Source organism: Escherichia sp. E2661, from assembly GCF_004745185.1.
In the GTDB taxonomy this organism is placed as follows: domain Bacteria; phylum Pseudomonadota; class Gammaproteobacteria; order Enterobacterales; family Enterobacteriaceae; genus Escherichia.
This window is the reverse complement of the sequence record NZ_PDIG01000001.1, coordinates 222,988-238,879: the sequence shown is the minus strand read 5'-3', so window position 1 is coordinate 238,879 and position 15,892 is coordinate 222,988. Positions and strand designations below refer to the sequence as shown.

General features: G+C 49.9%; 10 protein-coding genes, 1 tRNA gene and 2 pseudogenes. 9 read left to right on the top strand and 4 right to left on the bottom strand.

The features are described from left to right. Positions 1-19: 19 nt before the first annotated feature. Positions 20-3,982, bottom strand: a complete 3,963-nt coding sequence (putA, locus tag CRI63_RS01320) for a trifunctional transcriptional regulator/proline dehydrogenase/L-glutamate gamma-semialdehyde dehydrogenase (protein WP_135518230.1) — start codon at positions 3,980-3,982, stop codon at positions 20-22. Positions 3,983-4,039: 57 nt separating this feature from the next. On the opposite strand from putA, the gene CRI63_RS01315 reads away from it, so the two are divergent. The 6 genes and pseudogenes from CRI63_RS01315 (at position 4,040) to phoH (ending at position 10,846) form a co-directional block, all read left to right on the top strand. Then, positions 4,040-4,231 (top strand): hypothetical protein, encoded by a 192-nt coding sequence (locus CRI63_RS01315; protein WP_135518228.1) that lies wholly within the window; start codon positions 4,040-4,042, stop codon positions 4,229-4,231. 173 nt (positions 4,232-4,404) lie between these two features. Further along, positions 4,405-5,914, top strand: a pseudogene (gene putP / locus CRI63_RS01310) (sodium/proline symporter PutP). A gap of 218 nt (positions 5,915-6,132) precedes the next feature. Then, positions 6,133-6,960, top strand: a pseudogene (efeU, locus tag CRI63_RS01305) (iron uptake transporter permease EfeU). A 57-nt stretch (positions 6,961-7,017) separates the two neighbouring features. Next, on the top strand, positions 7,018-8,145 hold the full coding sequence (gene efeO, locus CRI63_RS01300; RefSeq protein ID WP_000154382.1) for an iron uptake system protein EfeO: 1,128 nt from the start codon (positions 7,018-7,020) through the stop codon (positions 8,143-8,145). 5 nt (positions 8,146-8,150) lie between these two features. Further along, entirely contained in the window at positions 8,151-9,422 is a 1,272-nt protein-coding gene (gene efeB, locus CRI63_RS01295; RefSeq protein ID WP_135518226.1) for an iron uptake transporter deferrochelatase/peroxidase subunit, read from the top strand. Positions 9,423-10,057: 635 nt separating this feature from the next. Further along, positions 10,058-10,846: a phosphate starvation-inducible protein PhoH gene (gene phoH / locus CRI63_RS01290; protein WP_167850467.1), complete on the top strand. Its 789-nt coding sequence runs from the start codon at positions 10,058-10,060 to the stop codon at positions 10,844-10,846. Positions 10,847-11,167: 321 nt separating this feature from the next. Here the strand turns inward: phoH and CRI63_RS01285 are convergent, their stop codons facing one another. The 3 genes from CRI63_RS01285 to CRI63_RS01270 all read right to left on the bottom strand — a co-directional run bounded on the left by CRI63_RS01285 (position 11,168) and on the right by CRI63_RS01270 (position 13,285). Continuing rightward, positions 11,168-11,821 carry a hypothetical protein gene (locus CRI63_RS01285; protein ID WP_135518224.1) on the bottom strand — a complete coding sequence of 218 codons (654 nt, stop codon included), beginning with the start codon at positions 11,819-11,821 and terminating at the stop codon, positions 11,168-11,170. A gap of 209 nt (positions 11,822-12,030) precedes the next feature. After that, positions 12,031-12,408 carry a DUF1878 family protein gene (locus tag CRI63_RS01280; protein ID WP_130215847.1) on the bottom strand — a complete coding sequence of 126 codons (378 nt, stop codon included), beginning with the start codon at positions 12,406-12,408 and terminating at the stop codon, positions 12,031-12,033. Between the two features lie 789 nt (positions 12,409-13,197). Then, a tRNA-Ser gene (locus CRI63_RS01270) sits at positions 13,198-13,285 on the bottom strand. A 234-nt stretch (positions 13,286-13,519) separates the two neighbouring features. Here CRI63_RS01270 and ghrA point away from each other — a divergent pair. The 3 genes from ghrA to ycdY are packed head-to-tail and all read left to right on the top strand — an operon-like array spanning position 13,520 to position 15,827. Beyond that, positions 13,520-14,458 carry a glyoxylate/hydroxypyruvate reductase GhrA gene (gene ghrA / locus CRI63_RS01265; RefSeq protein WP_130205454.1) on the top strand — a complete coding sequence of 313 codons (939 nt, stop codon included), beginning with the start codon at positions 13,520-13,522 and terminating at the stop codon, positions 14,456-14,458. A gap of 54 nt (positions 14,459-14,512) precedes the next feature. Then, positions 14,513-15,250, top strand: coding sequence for a zinc-binding phosphatase (gene ycdX, locus CRI63_RS01260; RefSeq protein WP_130205456.1), 738 nt, complete (start codon positions 14,513-14,515; stop codon positions 15,248-15,250). Between the two features lie 22 nt (positions 15,251-15,272). Further along, on the top strand, positions 15,273-15,827 hold the full coding sequence (gene ycdY, locus CRI63_RS01255; protein ID WP_130205458.1) for a molecular chaperone YcdY: 555 nt from the start codon (positions 15,273-15,275) through the stop codon (positions 15,825-15,827). Positions 15,828-15,892: the final 65 nt, after the last annotated feature.

Sequence of the window (15,892 nt, the reverse complement as noted above, 5' to 3'; positions counted from 1 at the left end):
ACATCCTCCGGCTACTTGTTTAACCGATCGTCATTAAACTGGCGTTACCGCCAGCGGCAGCGGTATTCACACTCAGCGAACGTTCGATATACAGCCGCTCCAGCAGGATATTGCTTTCGCCACGGGCAAAACCCTGCACCGAAACAATTGCGCCATCCCGCGCGGCAACTGCTTCACACAATGCGCGAAGCTGATCCGAATCACCGTGGAAGATCACCGCATCAAACGGTTGAGCGGTTATATTTTCCGCTTTCGCCAGTTGAATACGTTCGCTGACTGCCGATGGCAATGCCTTCACTAATTGACGATGCAGCGCGTCATCCGGCCACAGCACCTGGCTACCCACCGCCAGCACGGCAGCGAGCTGAGTCAGCGCATCCTGTTCATCATCCGCAATACACAATACGCGCTCACGCGGCAGCAGCGTCCAGGTGTTGCGTTCACCCGTCGGCCCTGGCAGCAATCGTTGTGTTCCTGCCTGCGCCAGCTCGCCATATTGCGTACATAACGCCTGCAATTCTGGACGATTTGCTGCCCATTCCCGCAGTGCATTTAGCGGCTGAGTCAATGCGGCTTTCAACTGCGCATCGACCGGATACTCTGCATCCTGACGCGCGAGCGTCACCGCCAGCGCACTTTCCGGGCGATTCGCCAGCAGACGGTAGAGATAGAGCGGACCGCCAGCTTTCGGCCCGGTGCCGGACAACCCTTCGCCGCCGAACGGCTGCACACCAACCACTGCGCCCACCATATTACGGTTAACATACAGGTTACCAACATGGGCCGAGCCAGTGACCTGGGCAATGGTTTCATCAATACGCGTATGAACGCCAAGCGTCAGACCATAGCCGGAAGCGTTAATCTGCTCGATCAGCTCTGGTAGCTGGTTACGGTTGTAACGCACCACATGCAGCACCGGACCAAAGACCTCTTTTTGCAATTCGGCAAAGTCATCCAGTTCGATCAGCGTCGGAGCAACAAAGGTGCCGCTTTGCCATTCACGGGCATCTTCGCTGTTTTCCCGCACCGCCTGGAACACCGGACGGCCTTTGCTACGCATGGTCTGAATATGGCGCTCAATATTGGCTTTCGCTTCGCTATCAATCACCGGACCGATATCGGTGGTCAGGCGACCCGGATTACCCATCCGGCATTCGGCCATTGCGCCGCGCAGCATTTTCAACGTGTGGTCGGCAATCTCATCTTGCAGGCACAGCACGCGCAGTGCCGAACAACGCTGACCCGCACTGTCGAACGCCGAGGCCAGTACATCTATTACGACTTGTTCGGTCAGTGCTGAAGAATCGACAATCATCGCGTTCATGCCGCCGGTTTCAGCGATGAGCGGAATAGGGCGACCCTGAGCGTCCAGGCGGCTGGCGATATTGCGTTGCAGTAACGTAGCGACTTCGGTTGAACCGGTAAACATCACCCCGCGCACGCGATCATCACCCGTCAGTTGCGCGCCCACGGTTTCACCCCGACCTGGCAGCAATTGCACCACGCCTGGCGGTACACCCGCTTCCAGCAAAATGGCGATCCCTTGCGCGGCAATCAGCGGCGTTTGTTCTGCCGGTTTTGCCAGCACGCTGTTACCTGCCGCCAGTGCGGCGGCGATCTGCCCGGTGAAAATAGCCAACGGGAAGTTCCACGGACTGATACACACCACAGGCCCTAATGGACGGTGGGTTTCGTTAGCGAAATCATCCCGCACCTGTCCTGCGTAGTAGTGGAGAAAATCGACCGCTTCGCGCACTTCGGCGATGGCGTTACTGAAGGTTTTTCCGGCTTCACGCACCAGAATACCAATCAGTTGCTGCATCTGGCTTTCCATTAGCACGGCAGCGCGGTGCAAAATCGCTGCGCGTTCAGCCGGAGGAGTGGCAAACCAGATTGGCGCGTTATTAACCGCACTTTCCAGCGCCAGTTCTACTTCACGCGGCGTGGCTTCACGCACATAGCCCACAATATCTTTCGGTTCCGCAGGGTTAATAACGGGCGACATCTCACCAGCCGTGACCGGTTGTTCCAGCATTGGCAAGGCCTGCCATTTTTGCAGTGCACTATTGAGCAGGGCAGAAGAGAGCGAGGCCAGTCGGTGTTCATTGGCGAGATCCAGCCCTGCCGAGTTGTCGCGCCCGTGACCGTAAAGATCGCGCGGCAGGGGAATTTTCGGATGCGGTAATCCCGTTTGCCCTTCCTGTTGCGCCAGTTTTTCTACAGCAGTGACCGGATCGGCGACCAGTTCATCCAGTGGCAAAGAGGTGTCGGCAATACGGTTAACAAACGAGGTGTTAGCACCGTTTTCCAGCAGGCGGCGCACCAGATACGCCAGCAGCGTTTCATGTGTGCCAACCGGGGCATAAATACGACACGGACGGTTAAGTTTGCCGTCGGCAACTTTCCCGGTGACCTGCTCATACAGTGGCTCGCCCATACCATGCAGGCACTGGAACTCGTACTGACCCGGGTAGTAGTTCTGACCCGCCAGTTGATAAATCGCCGCCAGCGTATGGGCGTTGTGCGTCGCGAACTGCGGGTAGATTAGATTCGGCACCGCCAGCAGCTTTTTCGCACAGGCGAGATAAGAAACGTCGGTATACACCTTGCGGGTATAAACCGGATAGCCTTCAAGGCCGTCCATCTGCGCACGCTTGATTTCACTATCCCAGTACGCGCCTTTCACCAGGCGAATCATCAGACGGCGACGGCTGCGGGTGGCGAGATCAATCAGATAATCAATCACCAATGGGCAGCGTTTTTGATAAGCCTGAATAACAAAACCGATGCCGTTCCAGCCTGCCAGTTCTGGTTCGAAACAGAGTTTTTCCAGCAGATCGAGGGAGATCTCCAGACGATCGGCCTCTTCGGCGTCAATGTTGATACCAATATCGTACTGACGCGCCAGCAGGGTGAGTGATTTCAGACGCGGGTAAAGCTCTTCCATTACCCGGTCATACTGGGCGCGGCTGTAACGCGGATGCAGCGCCGACAGTTTGATTGAAATGCCCGGCCCTTCATAGATGCCACGACCATTGGACGCTTTACCAATGGCGTGAATCGCCTGCTGATAGGAAACCATATACGCTTGCGCGTCCGCGGCAGTCAGCGCGGCTTCGCCCAGCATATCGTAAGAGTAACGGAAACCTTTCTCTTCCAGCTTGCGGGCATTGGCTAACGCTTCCGCAATAGTCTCACCCGTGACGAACTGCTCGCCCATCAGGCGCATCGCCATATCCACACCTTTGCGGATCAGCGGTTCACCGCTCTTACCGATAATGCGATTCAGCGAGCGGGAGAGGCTGGCTTCGTTATGGGTAGAAACCAGTTTGCCGGTAAACAGCAGCCCCCAGGTGGCGGCATTAACAAACAAAGACGGGCTACGACCAATGTGTGACTGCCAGTTACCGTTGCTGATTTTGTCGCGAATTAACGCATCCCGGGTGGCTTTGTCGGGAATACGCAACAACGCTTCTGCCAGACACATCAGCGCCACGCCTTCCTGCGATGACAGCGAAAACTCCTGCAATAACCCCTGGACCATACCTGCGCGGCCACTGGCATTTTTTTGATTACGCAGTTTATCGGCCAGTTGATACGCCAGTTTGTGCGCCTGTTCAGCAACTGGCTGCGGCAGGCGAGCTTGTTCCAACAGCATAGAAACCGCTTCGGTTTCCGGGCGGCGATACGCGGCGGTGATAGCGGCGCGGGAAACCGACTGGGGCAAAATTTGCTCGGCAAAGTCGAGGAAAGGCTGGTGTGGTTCCTCTGCCGGATTCGGCGCTTCATCGCTCTCATTGGCTGCGCCAGAAAGCAGTGCAGGCAGCTCCGGCAAGGTATCGCTATTTTCCAGTTGTTCAAGATAAGAAAAAATCGCCTGCTTAATTAACCAGTGCGGTGTGCGATCGATACGTGTCGCGGCAGACTTAATACGTTCACGCGTCGCGTCGTCCAGCTTAACCCCCATGGTGGTGGTTCCCATGCCATTGCTCCTGTTGTTCTGAAAAGTGCAACTTAACGTTATCGTGAAATATCTATTATGTTGCAACTTTGTGCAACCACGTTAAATGTGACTTACGTAGCAAGCTTAAAAATGAATGAAATGTTAATAAAAGAAATCGATATGACAGGGATTAAAAAAGTAATGCAGACTTTTTCTCTGCGGCAGTTAACATTTTTGAAAGGTGCAACCGTAAAAAAATGTGAGGAAGTGCAACCTGATGAAAAATAGTATCGCTGGGTAATAAAATTTGATGTAAATGATGTGTTAAATCGATTGTGAATAACCAGCACTTCCGGCAGGATACGGTCGCCCTGGTAAAACATAAACTCTGTTACCCCGTTCCGGTGGCAGATATAACGGCAAGTTTCGACATTGCCGATAATAATTTTTGGAGACTTTAGATGGCTATTAGCACACCGATGTTGGTGACATTTTGTGTCTATATCTTTGGCATGATATTGATTGGGTTTATCGCCTGGCGATCAACGAAAAACTTTGACGATTATATTCTGGGCGGTCGTAGCCTTGGGCCATTCGTGACGGCATTATCGGCGGGTGCGTCGGATATGAGCGGCTGGCTGTTAATGGGGTTGCCAGGCGCAGTTTTTCTTTCCGGGATTTCCGAAAGCTGGATCGCCATTGGCCTGACATTAGGCGCGTGGATTAACTGGAAACTGGTGGCCGGGCGGTTGCGTGTTCATACCGAATACAATAATAACGCCTTAACTCTGCCGGATTATTTCACCGGGCGCTTTGAAGATAAAAGCCGCATTTTGCGCATTATCTCCGCGCTGGTTATTTTGCTGTTCTTCACCATTTATTGCGCTTCGGGCATTGTGGCAGGCGCGCGTCTGTTTGAAAGCACCTTCGGCATGAGCTACGAAACGGCTCTGTGGGCAGGAGCTGCGGCGACGATCCTTTACACCTTTATTGGCGGTTTCCTCGCGGTGAGCTGGACTGACACTGTACAGGCCAGCCTGATGATTTTTGCCCTGATCCTGACGCCGGTTATCGTCATTATCAGTGTCGGTGGCTTTGGCGACTCGCTGGAAGTGATCAAACAAAAGAGCATCGAAAAACGTGGATATGCTCAAAGGGCTGAACTTTGTTGCCATTATCTCGCTGATGGGCTGGGGGCTAGGTTACTTCGGTCAGCCGCACATTCTGGCGCGTTTTATGGCGGCGGATTCTCACCATAGTATTGTCCATGCGCGTCGTATCAGTATGACCTGGATGATCCTCTGCCTGGCAGGGGCGGTGGCTGTTGGCTTCTTTGGGATTGCTTACTTTAACGATCATCCGGCGTTGGCTGGTGCGGTAAATCAGAACGCCGAGCGTGTGTTTATCGAACTGGCGCAAATTCTGTTTAACCCGTGGATTGCCGGGATTCTGCTGTCGGCGATTCTGGCGGCGGTGATGTCAACCTTAAGCTGCCAGTTGCTGGTATGTTCCAGTGCGATTACTGAAGATTTGTACAAAGCGTTTCTGCGTAAACATGCCAGCCAGAAAGAACTGGTGTGGGTAGGGCGTGTGATGGTGCTGGTAGTGGCGCTGGTGGCGATTGCGCTGGCGGCAAACCCGGAAAACCGCGTGCTGGGCTTAGTGAGCTACGCGTGGGCAGGCTTTGGCGCGGCGTTTGGTCCGGTGGTGCTGTTCTCGGTGATGTGGTCACGCATGACGCGCAACGGTGCGCTGGCGGGGATGATCATCGGTGCGCTGACGGTTATCGTCTGGAAGCAGTTCGGTTGGCTGGGTCTGTACGAAATTATTCCGGGCTTCATCTTCGGCAGTATCGGGATTGTGGTGTTTAGTTTGCTGGGTAAAGCGCCGTCAGCGGCGATGCAAAAACGCTTTGCCGAGGCCGATGCGCACTATCATTCGGCGCCGCCGTCACGGTTGCAGGAAAGCTAAGGGAAGGCGTTTTAACGAAAATCCCACGTTATAATGGGAAGCAAGCAGAGGGCAATCGGTGATTGCCCTCTGTGTTTTCTCTCAAAAAAATTTTACATTTTCTCATCATTATTACTACATTCTGCTTGTGTTTTTCCTCGCCGTAATGATAATCGCTATCACTGCGATTTACTTTTCTTTGCATAGATTGACTCAGAAAAACGTTTAAGGGTGGTGGCATGTTTGTTCCGTTTCTCATTATGTTGCGCGAAGGACTTGAAGCCGCGCTGATTGTCAGTTTGATTGCCAGCTATCTTAAGCGTACCCAGCGAGGCCGGTGGATTGGTGTGATGTGGATTGGCGTATTGCTTGCCGCTGCGTTGTGCCTGGGCTTGGGTATTTTCATTAATGAAACTACCGGCGAATTTCCACAAAAAGAACAGGAACTGTTTGAAGGTATCGTGGCGGTGATCGCGTGGTGATCCTTACCTGGATGGTTTTCTGGATGCGTAAAGTGTCGCGCAACGTCAAAGTGCAACTGGAACAGGCAGTCGATAGCGCATTGCAGCGTGGAAATCATCATGGCTGGGCGCTGGTGATGATGGTTTTTTGCCGTTGCAAGGGAAGGGCTGGAGTCGGTCTTTTTCCTGCTGGCGGCATTTCAACAAGATGTCGGGATCTGGCCGCCGCTGGGTGCAATGCTCGGTCTTGCTACAGCCGTGGTGCTCGGCTTCCTGCTCTACTGGGGCGGTATTCGCCTCAATCTTGGTGCATTTTTTAAATGGACCAGCCTGTTTATTCTCTTCGTCGCCGCTGGGCTGGCAGCTGGTGCTATTCGCGCATTTCATGAAGCCGGATTGTGGAACCACTTTCAGGGAATCGCCTTCGATATGAGCGCGGTGCTCTCAACTCACTCGCTGTTTGGCACGCTGATGGAAGGGATTTTTGGCTATCAGGAAGCGCCAAGTGTCAGCGAAGTCGCCGTCTGGTTTATTTATCTCATCCCGGCGCTGGTGGCATTTGCCCTGCCACCACGCGCAGGGGCGACAGCGTCTCGTTCTGCGTAGCAAATACGACGCAAACTCTTGCTTAGTTACAACATACTTTAAAGGGATAGTCTCGTCATGACCATTAACTTCCGCCGTAACGCATTGCAGTTGAGCGTGGCTGCGCTGTTCTCTTCTGCTTTTATGGCTAACGCCGCTGATATTCCGCAAGTCAAAGTCACTGTGACGGATAAGCAGTGTGAACCGATGACCATTACGGTTAACGCCGGGAAAACACAGTTCATTATTCAGAACCACAGCCAGAAGGCGCTGGAGTGGGAGATCCTTAAAGGCGTGATGGTGGTGGAAGAGCGGGAAAATATCGCCCCTGGCTTTAGCCAGAAAATGACGGCGAATTTACAGCCTGGCGAATACGATATGACCTGCGGCCTGCTGACTAACCCGAAAGGGAAGTTAATCGTCAAAGGTGAGGCAACGGCGGATGCGGCGCAAAGTGATGCGCTGTTAAGTCTTGGTGGTGCAATTACTGCATATAAAGCGTATGTCATGGCGGAAACCACGCAGCTGGTGACCGACACGAAAGCCTTTACTGACGCTATTAAAGCAGGCGATATCGAAAAAGCGAAAGCACTGTATGCGCCGACGCGCCAGCACTATGAGCGCATCGAACCGATTGCTGAACTGTTCTCCGATCTGGATGGCAGCATTGACGCCCGTGAAGATGATTACGAGCAAAAAGCCGCCGATCCGAAATTCACTGGTTTCCACCGTCTGGAAAAAGCATTGTTTGGCGACAACACCACCAAAGGAATGGATCAGTACGCTGACCAGCTTTATACCGATGTGGTCGATTTGCAAAAACGCATCAGTGAACTGGCTTTCCCACCTTCAAAAGTGGTCGGCGGCGCAGCCGGACTGATTGAGGAAGTGGCAGCCAGCAAAATCAGCGGTGAAGAAGATCGCTATAGCCACACCGATCTGTGGGATTTCCAGGCTAACGTTGAAGGCTCGCAGAAAATTGTCGATCTGCTGCGTCCACAACTACAAAAAGCCAACCCGGAGCTGCTGGCAAAAGTCGATGCTAACTTCAAAAAGGTCGATACCATTCTGGCGAAATACCGTACCAAAGACGGTTTTGAAACCTACGACAAACTGACCGATGCCGACCGTAACGCGCTGAAAGGGCCGATTACTGCGCTGGCGGAAGATCTGGCGCAACTTCGCGGTGTGCTGGGGCTGGACTAAGCGTTATGCAGTATGAAGATGAAAACGGCGTGAATGAACCGTCACGCCGACGTTTACTGAAAGGGATTGGTGCACTGGCGCTGGCGGGAAGTTGTCCGGTCGCTCATGCACAAAAACCGCAAAGTGCGCCGGGTACGCTTTCACCGGATGCACGTAATGAGAAACAGCCGTTTTATGGTGAGCATCAGGCAGGGATCCTGACGCCACAACAGGCCGCAATGATGCTGGTGGCATTTGATGTGCTTGCCAGTGATAAAGCCGATCTTGAACGGCTGTTTCGCTTGTTGACTCAGCGTTTTGCGTTTCTGACTCAGGGCGGAGCGGCACCTGAAACGCCAAATCCGCGCCTGCCACCACTCGATTCTGGCATTCTTGGCGACTACATTGCGCCCGATAATCTCACCATCACGTTATCGGTGGGCCACTCATTGTTTGATGAACGGTTTGGGCTTGCGCCGCAGATGCCGAAAAAGTTGCAGAAGATGGCACGTTTCCCCAACGACTCGCTGGATGCGGCGTTATGTCATGGTGATGTGTTGCTACAAATTTGCGCCAACACCCAGGACACGGTGATCCATGCGCTGCGCGATATCATCAAACACACGCCGGATTTGCTCAGCGTGCGCTGGAAGCGGGAAGGGTTTATTTCCGATCACGCGGCGCGTAGTAAAGGCAAAGAGACGCCGATAAATTTGCTGGGCTTTAAAGACGGCACCGCCAATCCCGATAGCCAGAATGATAAGTTGATGCAAATAGTGGTGTGGGTGACGGCAGAGCAGCAGGAGCCTGCGTGGGCTATCGGCGGCAGCTACCAGGCGGTGCGCTTGATTCAGTTTCGGGTGGAGTTTTGGGACAGAACGCCGCTGAAAGAACAGCAGACGATTTTTGGTCGTGATAAGCAAACCGGTGCGCCGCTGGGGATGAAGCATGAGCACGATGTGCCGGATTACGCCAGCGATCCGGAAGGGAAGGTGATTGCGCTGGACAGCCATATTCGTCTGGCGAATCCCCGCACGGCGGAGAGTGAATCCAGCCTGATGCTGCGTCGTGGCTACAGTTATTCGTTGGGCGTCACCAACTCCGGGCAACTGGATATGGGGTTATTGTTTGTCTGCTACCAACACGATCTGGAAAAGGGCTTCCTGACAGTACAAAAAAGGCTTAATGGCGAAGCGCTGGAAGAATACGTTAAACCCATCGGCGGCGGTTATTTTTTTGCGTTGCCGGGGGTGAATGACGCGAATGATTATCTCGGAAGCGCGTTATTGCGGGTTTAATGTTTTTAGGCGGATAAGGCGTTCGGCGCATCCGGCGTTCGTGCACTGATGCCTGATGCGATGCTGGCGCATCTTATCAGGCCTACAATCGGTGCTGGCTCGGTAGGCTGGATAAGGCGTTTACGCCGCATCCGGCGTTCGTGCGCAGATGCCTGATGCGAATCCTGCTGAAAGCACACAGCTTTTTTCATCACTGTCATTACTCTGTCATCTTTCCAGTAGAAACTAATGTCACTGAAATGGTGTTTTATGGTTAAATATAAGTAAATATATTGTTGCAATGAATGCGAAAACTGTTGTACTTATTAAGTAACAGCGGTAGTTCCCGGCAGTGATAGTCAGTCACTATGGAGATCGCGGATGGTAACGTCCTGTACTGGACATGTTTTTGACAATCAACGCTCGACCAAACGCGGAGATTTCTCCTCCGGTAGCAACTTCGTCACTCTGTATTTTTACTCACTTCCTCCCTTTTCTCGTGTTACCGACGCCGTGAACGGTGCGCGTAGCCGTTTTCGGTGTTATTTCCAAAAGCAAACTATGGCTTACAAGGAAGCCAACCCTCTGATGTTCGTGCGCATAATCGCGCTGCCAACGGCGCGTGTGATGAATACAAACAACTCAAGGTGCTCTCCATGGGAAGACAAAAAGCAGTGATCAAAGCTCGTCGCGAAGCAAAACGTGTGCTGAGACGGGATTCACGCAGCCATAAACAGCGTGAAGAAGAATCGGTCACCTCGCTTGTGCAGATGAGCGGCGTAGAAGCCATTGGTATGGCCCGCGACAGTCGCGATACTTCGCCAATCGTGGCGCGAAATGAAGCGCAATTGCACTATCTGAAGGCTATTGAGAGTAAGCAGCTGATATTCGCTACGGGCGAAGCCGGGTGCGGTAAAACCTGGATCAGTGCGGCAAAAGCGGCAGAGGCCCTGATACATAAGGATGTCGACAGGATCATCGTCACCCGTCCAGTTTTGCAAGCCGATGAAGATCTTGGCTTCTTACCTGGGGATATCGCAGAAAAGTTTGCTCCCTATTTTCGTCCGGTCTACGACGTGCTGGTCCGGCGCCTGGGGGCTTCCTTTATGCAGTATTGCCTGCGACCGGAAATAGGGAAGGTGGAAATCGCGCCGTTCGCCTATATGCGTGGACGTACCTTTGAAAATGCAGTTGTCATTCTTGACGAGGCGCAGAATGTGACTGCCGCGCAAATGAAAATGTTTTTAACCCGCCTCGGGGAAAACGTAACGGTTATCGTCAATGGTGATATCACGCAATGCGATCTGCCTCGCGGCGTGCGCTCCGGATTAAGTGATGCGCTGGAACGTTTCGAAGAAGATGAAATGGTCGGGATCGTCCGGTTCGGCAAAAATGATTGCGTACGTTCGGCACTTTGCCAACGTACGCTACATGCCTATAGTTAAGCGTATTACAAACGCAGAGCCCGGGCTAACCGGGCTTTGTTTTTGCTGTTTATGCCCGGAGTGCAAATTTATCTAAAACCACCTACAGCCGGTTTAGTTGCAATGCAGGATAGCTATTTTAAATAATAAAGTCTGTTCTCAATATATTCATTCAGTTTTGTCAGCTCTTCTGCGATTTTTTCCTTGTTCAATTCATTGTTGTCAGTCATGGTTAATAAAATCAATTCCTTTGATTTTTTTGATAAAATTCCAGGGTGGAAATTTCTGCTGTTATACATTTCATGAAGAATGTTGAGCAGTTCGCTATTAAAAAAGTCAATATTATCCATGTTGTCGATTTGAGGATTGTTGTCTTGAAATTTTTTTTATGATTTTATTTATTTTGATAAGGAAATAAAACTCAATATTCCTCTGGGTTTGTTCTTCTGGTGTGAAAATTGGGAAGTCATAATGTTCACATATTGTATCATAATCATCAAACTTTTCGTTTTCAATTGACCATAACTTTCTCTTTTCTATTTTATCCTTCGTTGATTTTATCTCTGAAAACATTCTTTTTATTATCAATAAAATGATGGCCGTGACAAATAAAATAATTACGCCAATATGTGTGGAGTAATAAAAAAGTAACATGATAAATGAAATTACTGGTAGTGCTAATGAGGTAGTAATCAATAAGTTACCGACTTTACTATATGAGTGTAGTTCAAAAATGAATTCCCTTTCGCCACTTGCGAAGATGTAAAATAATGAGAAGCCTGTGTTCAGTAATGTTGATATTGCGAAACCTAACGTAGCCCACCACAGCGGAAAACTATTGGAGATATTAACAGGGGGTACACTAAAAAGCCCAATAAAAAAGGTAAAGCAGGCTCCAGTAAGAATTGAGTGAAAATATGAAAACCATTTTATACTTTCCCCTGTATGATACCCTTTTTTATATGCACGCCAGGCAATCCGCTTTGTATTATACATGGTTCTATCCTTAAATTGATTTACTATGAAAACTATACTAATTGATATTAATGCATGCGTAAGATTATTATTAATATCGTATATAATTTACTGCCTCATCGCCCGAATCAATTCCATATCAGTTTGTGCATTAAATTAGTTGATAAATAAATGATTATGAACAAATGCATTTATCTGGTAATAGATTTAGCCTACTACCAGATAAACAATCAGTTATTATGGCGGATAATTTGGTAAAACTCGGCAGGTATGTTGGGGCCAAAACTCAGCGCATATTGATAACAAACATCTGTCCACTGATGGTTTTTGTAAAAAGCAAGAATAACTTGTTTTACCATTTGGTATTCAATATCGAGTTCATCTTTTAAGTCGTTTTCAAATTCATACCATTTTAATTTTTCATTGTTGCTTAATTTTTCATCGTATTTTTCAAATATATCATGTGTACGATTAATGTTTCTTTCATTCCAATCCATTGAAATAGTTAATGACTCCACGGGATGATTATGGTAATCGATTATGTCACCAAGGATACTTATATGGTATTTTAATTTTTCAATTTCTTTTGAAATTTCAGTTAAGTTCATGCTTTATCCTCCATTTTAGAATTTGTAGAATTCATCGCAGATATGACATCTTGAGTCTTTGTTTGTAGATCATGAACATATGCGAGTCTGGAGTGCCTGAATGCCAACCTGTTTCGTAAGAGTTAAGATTTATTTTGCTTCAACAAGAAGCAGGTGAGTATCAGCATCAGGATCTTTTGTATCAAGAGTTCCTAAAGCAATATCGGAAACTCTTTTGTCTTGTGCTCGCTTCAGAAGAGCATAGTCATGCTGTCTGTTATTAAAGGATACTCCCATCCATTTACCCACAATAGTTAGAATTGAATCACTTTGTACATTTATATTCAGCTTTTGCCTTGGTAAATAATAAATATTATTTCGGTATTATCTAATGCAAAAATGATTTTACAAAACAAGGTATCGCTCACCTCATCCTTTCTGAACGCAACAGGAGACTATTTTGGGAAATTCCTCGTCGCCCTGCGGGCAGCCCGTTCACTGCGTTCGCGGTCTGTCCAACTGGCTGTAGGCAGTTGTCGAACCCGGGTCCGGGCTTCTCATCCCCGCCAGACTGTGCAATATGCGAAAAAAAAAGCCCGTACTTTCGTACGAGCTCTTCTTAAAATATGGCGGTGAGGCGGGGATTGACTCGCTTCGCTCGCCCTGTGGGCAGCCCGTTCACTGCGTTCACGGTCTGTCCAACTGGCTGGCGCCAGTTGTCGAACCCGGGTCCGGGCTTCTCATCCCCGCCGGGCTGTGCAACATGCGAAAAAAAAAGCCCGTACTTTCGTACGAGCTCTTCTTAAAATATGGCGGTGAGGCGGGGATTCGAACCCCGGATACGTTGCCGTATACACACTTTCCAGGCGTGCTCCTTCAGCCACTCGGACACCTCACCAAATTGTTGTTCCTGTCTTGCTGGAACGGGCGCTAATTTAGGGAAATAGTCGCCTCGGGTCAACAAACTTTTTTAAAAAAAAAGTGCGTTTATTCAAACTTCAATCAATTTGTGGCTTAAATAAGCAAGTTTTGCTTTTTTTGCCACCGACAGCAGATTTGCTATTCTGATGTTCCTTGCAGATCATAACAATAAGCGCGAATAAATTCCGCTCAACTCTTTTCGGGAGCCAATATGGATATCATCTTTTATCACCCAACCTTTGACTCAAAATGGTGGATTGAGGCGCTGAGTAAAGCGATACCTCATGCCAGGGTCAGAGCCTGGAAAAACGGAGATAACCAGGGCGCGGATTATGCATTAGTCTGGCATCCTCCTGTTGAAATGCTGGCAGGACGCGATCTTAAAGCAGTGTTTGCACTAGGCGCCGGTGTGGATTCTATATTGAGTAAACTACAGGCACACCCTGAAATGCTTAAACCCTCCATTCCGCTTTTCCGCCTGGAAGATACCGGTATGGGCGAGCAAATGCAGGAATATGCTGTCAGCCAGGTGCTACATTGGTTCCGACGTTTTGACGATTATCGAATCCAGCAAAATGCTTCACACTGGCAACCGCTGCCTGAATATCATCGGGAAGATTTTACAATTGGCATCCTGGGCGCTGGCGTGTTGGGCAGTAAAGTCGCACAGAGTCTACAAACATGGCGCTTTCCGCTGCGTTGCTGGAGTCGCAGTCGTAAATCCTGGCCAGATGTACAAAGCTTTGCTGGAGGCGAAGAGCTGAAGGCATTTCTGAGTCAATGCCGGGTACTGATTAATCTGTTACCGAATACGCCCGAAACCGTCGGCATTATTAATCAACAATTATTCAATCAATTACCGGATGGCGCGTATCTTCTCAATCTGGCGCGTGGCGTCCATGTGGTGGAAGATGACCTGCTCGCGGCGCTGGAAAGTGGCAAGATTAAAGGAGCCATGCTGGATGTTTTTAATCGTGAACCTTTACCGCCGGAAAGCCCGCTCTGGCAACATCCACGCGTCACGATAACGCCACATGTGGCAGCTATTACTCGCCCCGTCGAAGCAGTGGAGTATATTTCGCGCACCATTTCCCAGCTAGAAAGAGGTGAGGCCGTCAGCGGGCAAGTCGACCGAGTTCGAGGCTACTAATAAAGCGCCAGGATTCCTGCTATCCTTGGCAAGAATTGAATACAGGAGAGAGTTATGTATCCCGTCGACCTACATATGCATACCGTTGCCAGCACGCATGCATACAGCACATTAAGTGACTACATTGCCCAGGCTAAACAAAAGGGAATCAAGCTTTTTGCAATTACCGATCACGGCCCGGATATGGAAGATGCGCCGCATCACTGGCATTTCATTAATATGCGTATTTGGCCACGAGTGGTTGATGGGGTAGGGATCCTGCGCGGCATTGAAGCCAACATTAAAAATGTTGACGGTGAAATTGACTGTAGCGGCAAAATGTTTGAGTCGCTGGATTTAATCATTGCTGGTTTTCATGAACCGGTTTTTGCACCACATGATGAAGCGACCAATACGCAAGCGATGATCGCGACTATCGCCAGCGGCAATGTGCACATAATAAGCCATCCGGGCAATCCGAAATATTCCATTGATTTCAAAGCCGTTGCGGAAGCAGCCGCGAAACACCAGGTCGCGCTGGAAATCAATAATTCGTCCTTCCTACACTCGCGCAAAGGCAGTGAAGATAACTGCCGTGCAGTTGCCGCTGCGGTGCGCGATGCTGGCGGTTGGGTGGCATTAGGCTCGGATTCTCATACTGCGTTTACTATGGGTGATTTTGAAGAGTGTCGTAAAATTCTTGACGCGGTTGATTTTCCAGAAGAACGCATTTTGAATGTTTCACCGCGCCGTTTACTCAACTTCCTGGAATCCCGCGGTATGGCGCCGATTGCGGAATTTGCTGAACTTTAATTGCTTTTATGGAAATAAATAAATGAACGAGTTTTCTATCCTGTGTCGTGTACTGGGGTCACTTTATTACCGCCAACCGCAGGACCCTTTACTGGTTCCGCTGTTTACCCTGATTCGTGAGGGAAAATTGGCGGCGAGCTGGCCTCTGGAGCAGGATGAGTTGCTGGCACGCTTGCAGAAAAGTTGTGATATGGCGCAAGTATCTGCCGATTACAATGCGCTGTTTATCGGCGATGAATGTGCAGTACCGCCTTACCGCAGTGCCTGGGTTGAGGGCGCGACGGAAGCGGAAGTGCGTGCTTTTCTTTCAGAACGCGGGATGCCGTTAGCAGATACGCCAGCCGATCACATCGGCACGTTACTGCTTGCGGCTTCCTGGCTGGAAGATCAGTCAACGGAAGATGAAAGCGAAGCACTGGAAACGTTGTTCAGCGAGTATCTGTTGCCGTGGTGTGGCGCATTTCTCGGTAAAATTGAGGCCCATGCAACCACGCCGTTCTGGCGCACTATGGCACCACTGACCCGCGATGCTATCGGCGCAATGTGGGATGAACTTGAGGAAGAAAAAGAAGAATAAGTGTGATCGTGGTCACTAATGAATGCAACATCAAACTCTACGTTGCATAAAATGTGTGCTCGATC

Excerpts from the sequence above, each read along its gene's own strand:
- putA (WP_135518230.1), bottom strand. The coding sequence starts at position 3,982 with ATGGGAACCACCACCATGGGGGTTAAGCTGGACGACGCGACGCGTGAA.
- CRI63_RS01315 (WP_135518228.1), top strand. The coding sequence starts at position 4,040 with ATGTTGCAACTTTGTGCAACCACGTTAAATGTGACTTACGTAGCAAGC.
- efeO (WP_000154382.1), top strand. The coding sequence starts at position 7,018 with ATGACCATTAACTTCCGCCGTAACGCATTGCAGTTGAGCGTGGCTGCG.
- efeB (WP_135518226.1), top strand. The coding sequence starts at position 8,151 with ATGCAGTATGAAGATGAAAACGGCGTGAATGAACCGTCACGCCGACGT.
- phoH (WP_167850467.1), top strand. The coding sequence starts at position 10,058 with ATGGGAAGACAAAAAGCAGTGATCAAAGCTCGTCGCGAAGCAAAACGT.
- CRI63_RS01285 (WP_135518224.1), bottom strand. The coding sequence starts at position 11,821 with ATGTATAATACAAAGCGGATTGCCTGGCGTGCATATAAAAAAGGGTAT.
- CRI63_RS01280 (WP_130215847.1), bottom strand. The coding sequence starts at position 12,408 with ATGAACTTAACTGAAATTTCAAAAGAAATTGAAAAATTAAAATACCAT.
- ghrA (WP_130205454.1), top strand. The coding sequence starts at position 13,520 with ATGGATATCATCTTTTATCACCCAACCTTTGACTCAAAATGGTGGATT.
- ycdX (WP_130205456.1), top strand. The coding sequence starts at position 14,513 with ATGTATCCCGTCGACCTACATATGCATACCGTTGCCAGCACGCATGCA.
- ycdY (WP_130205458.1), top strand. The coding sequence starts at position 15,273 with ATGAACGAGTTTTCTATCCTGTGTCGTGTACTGGGGTCACTTTATTAC.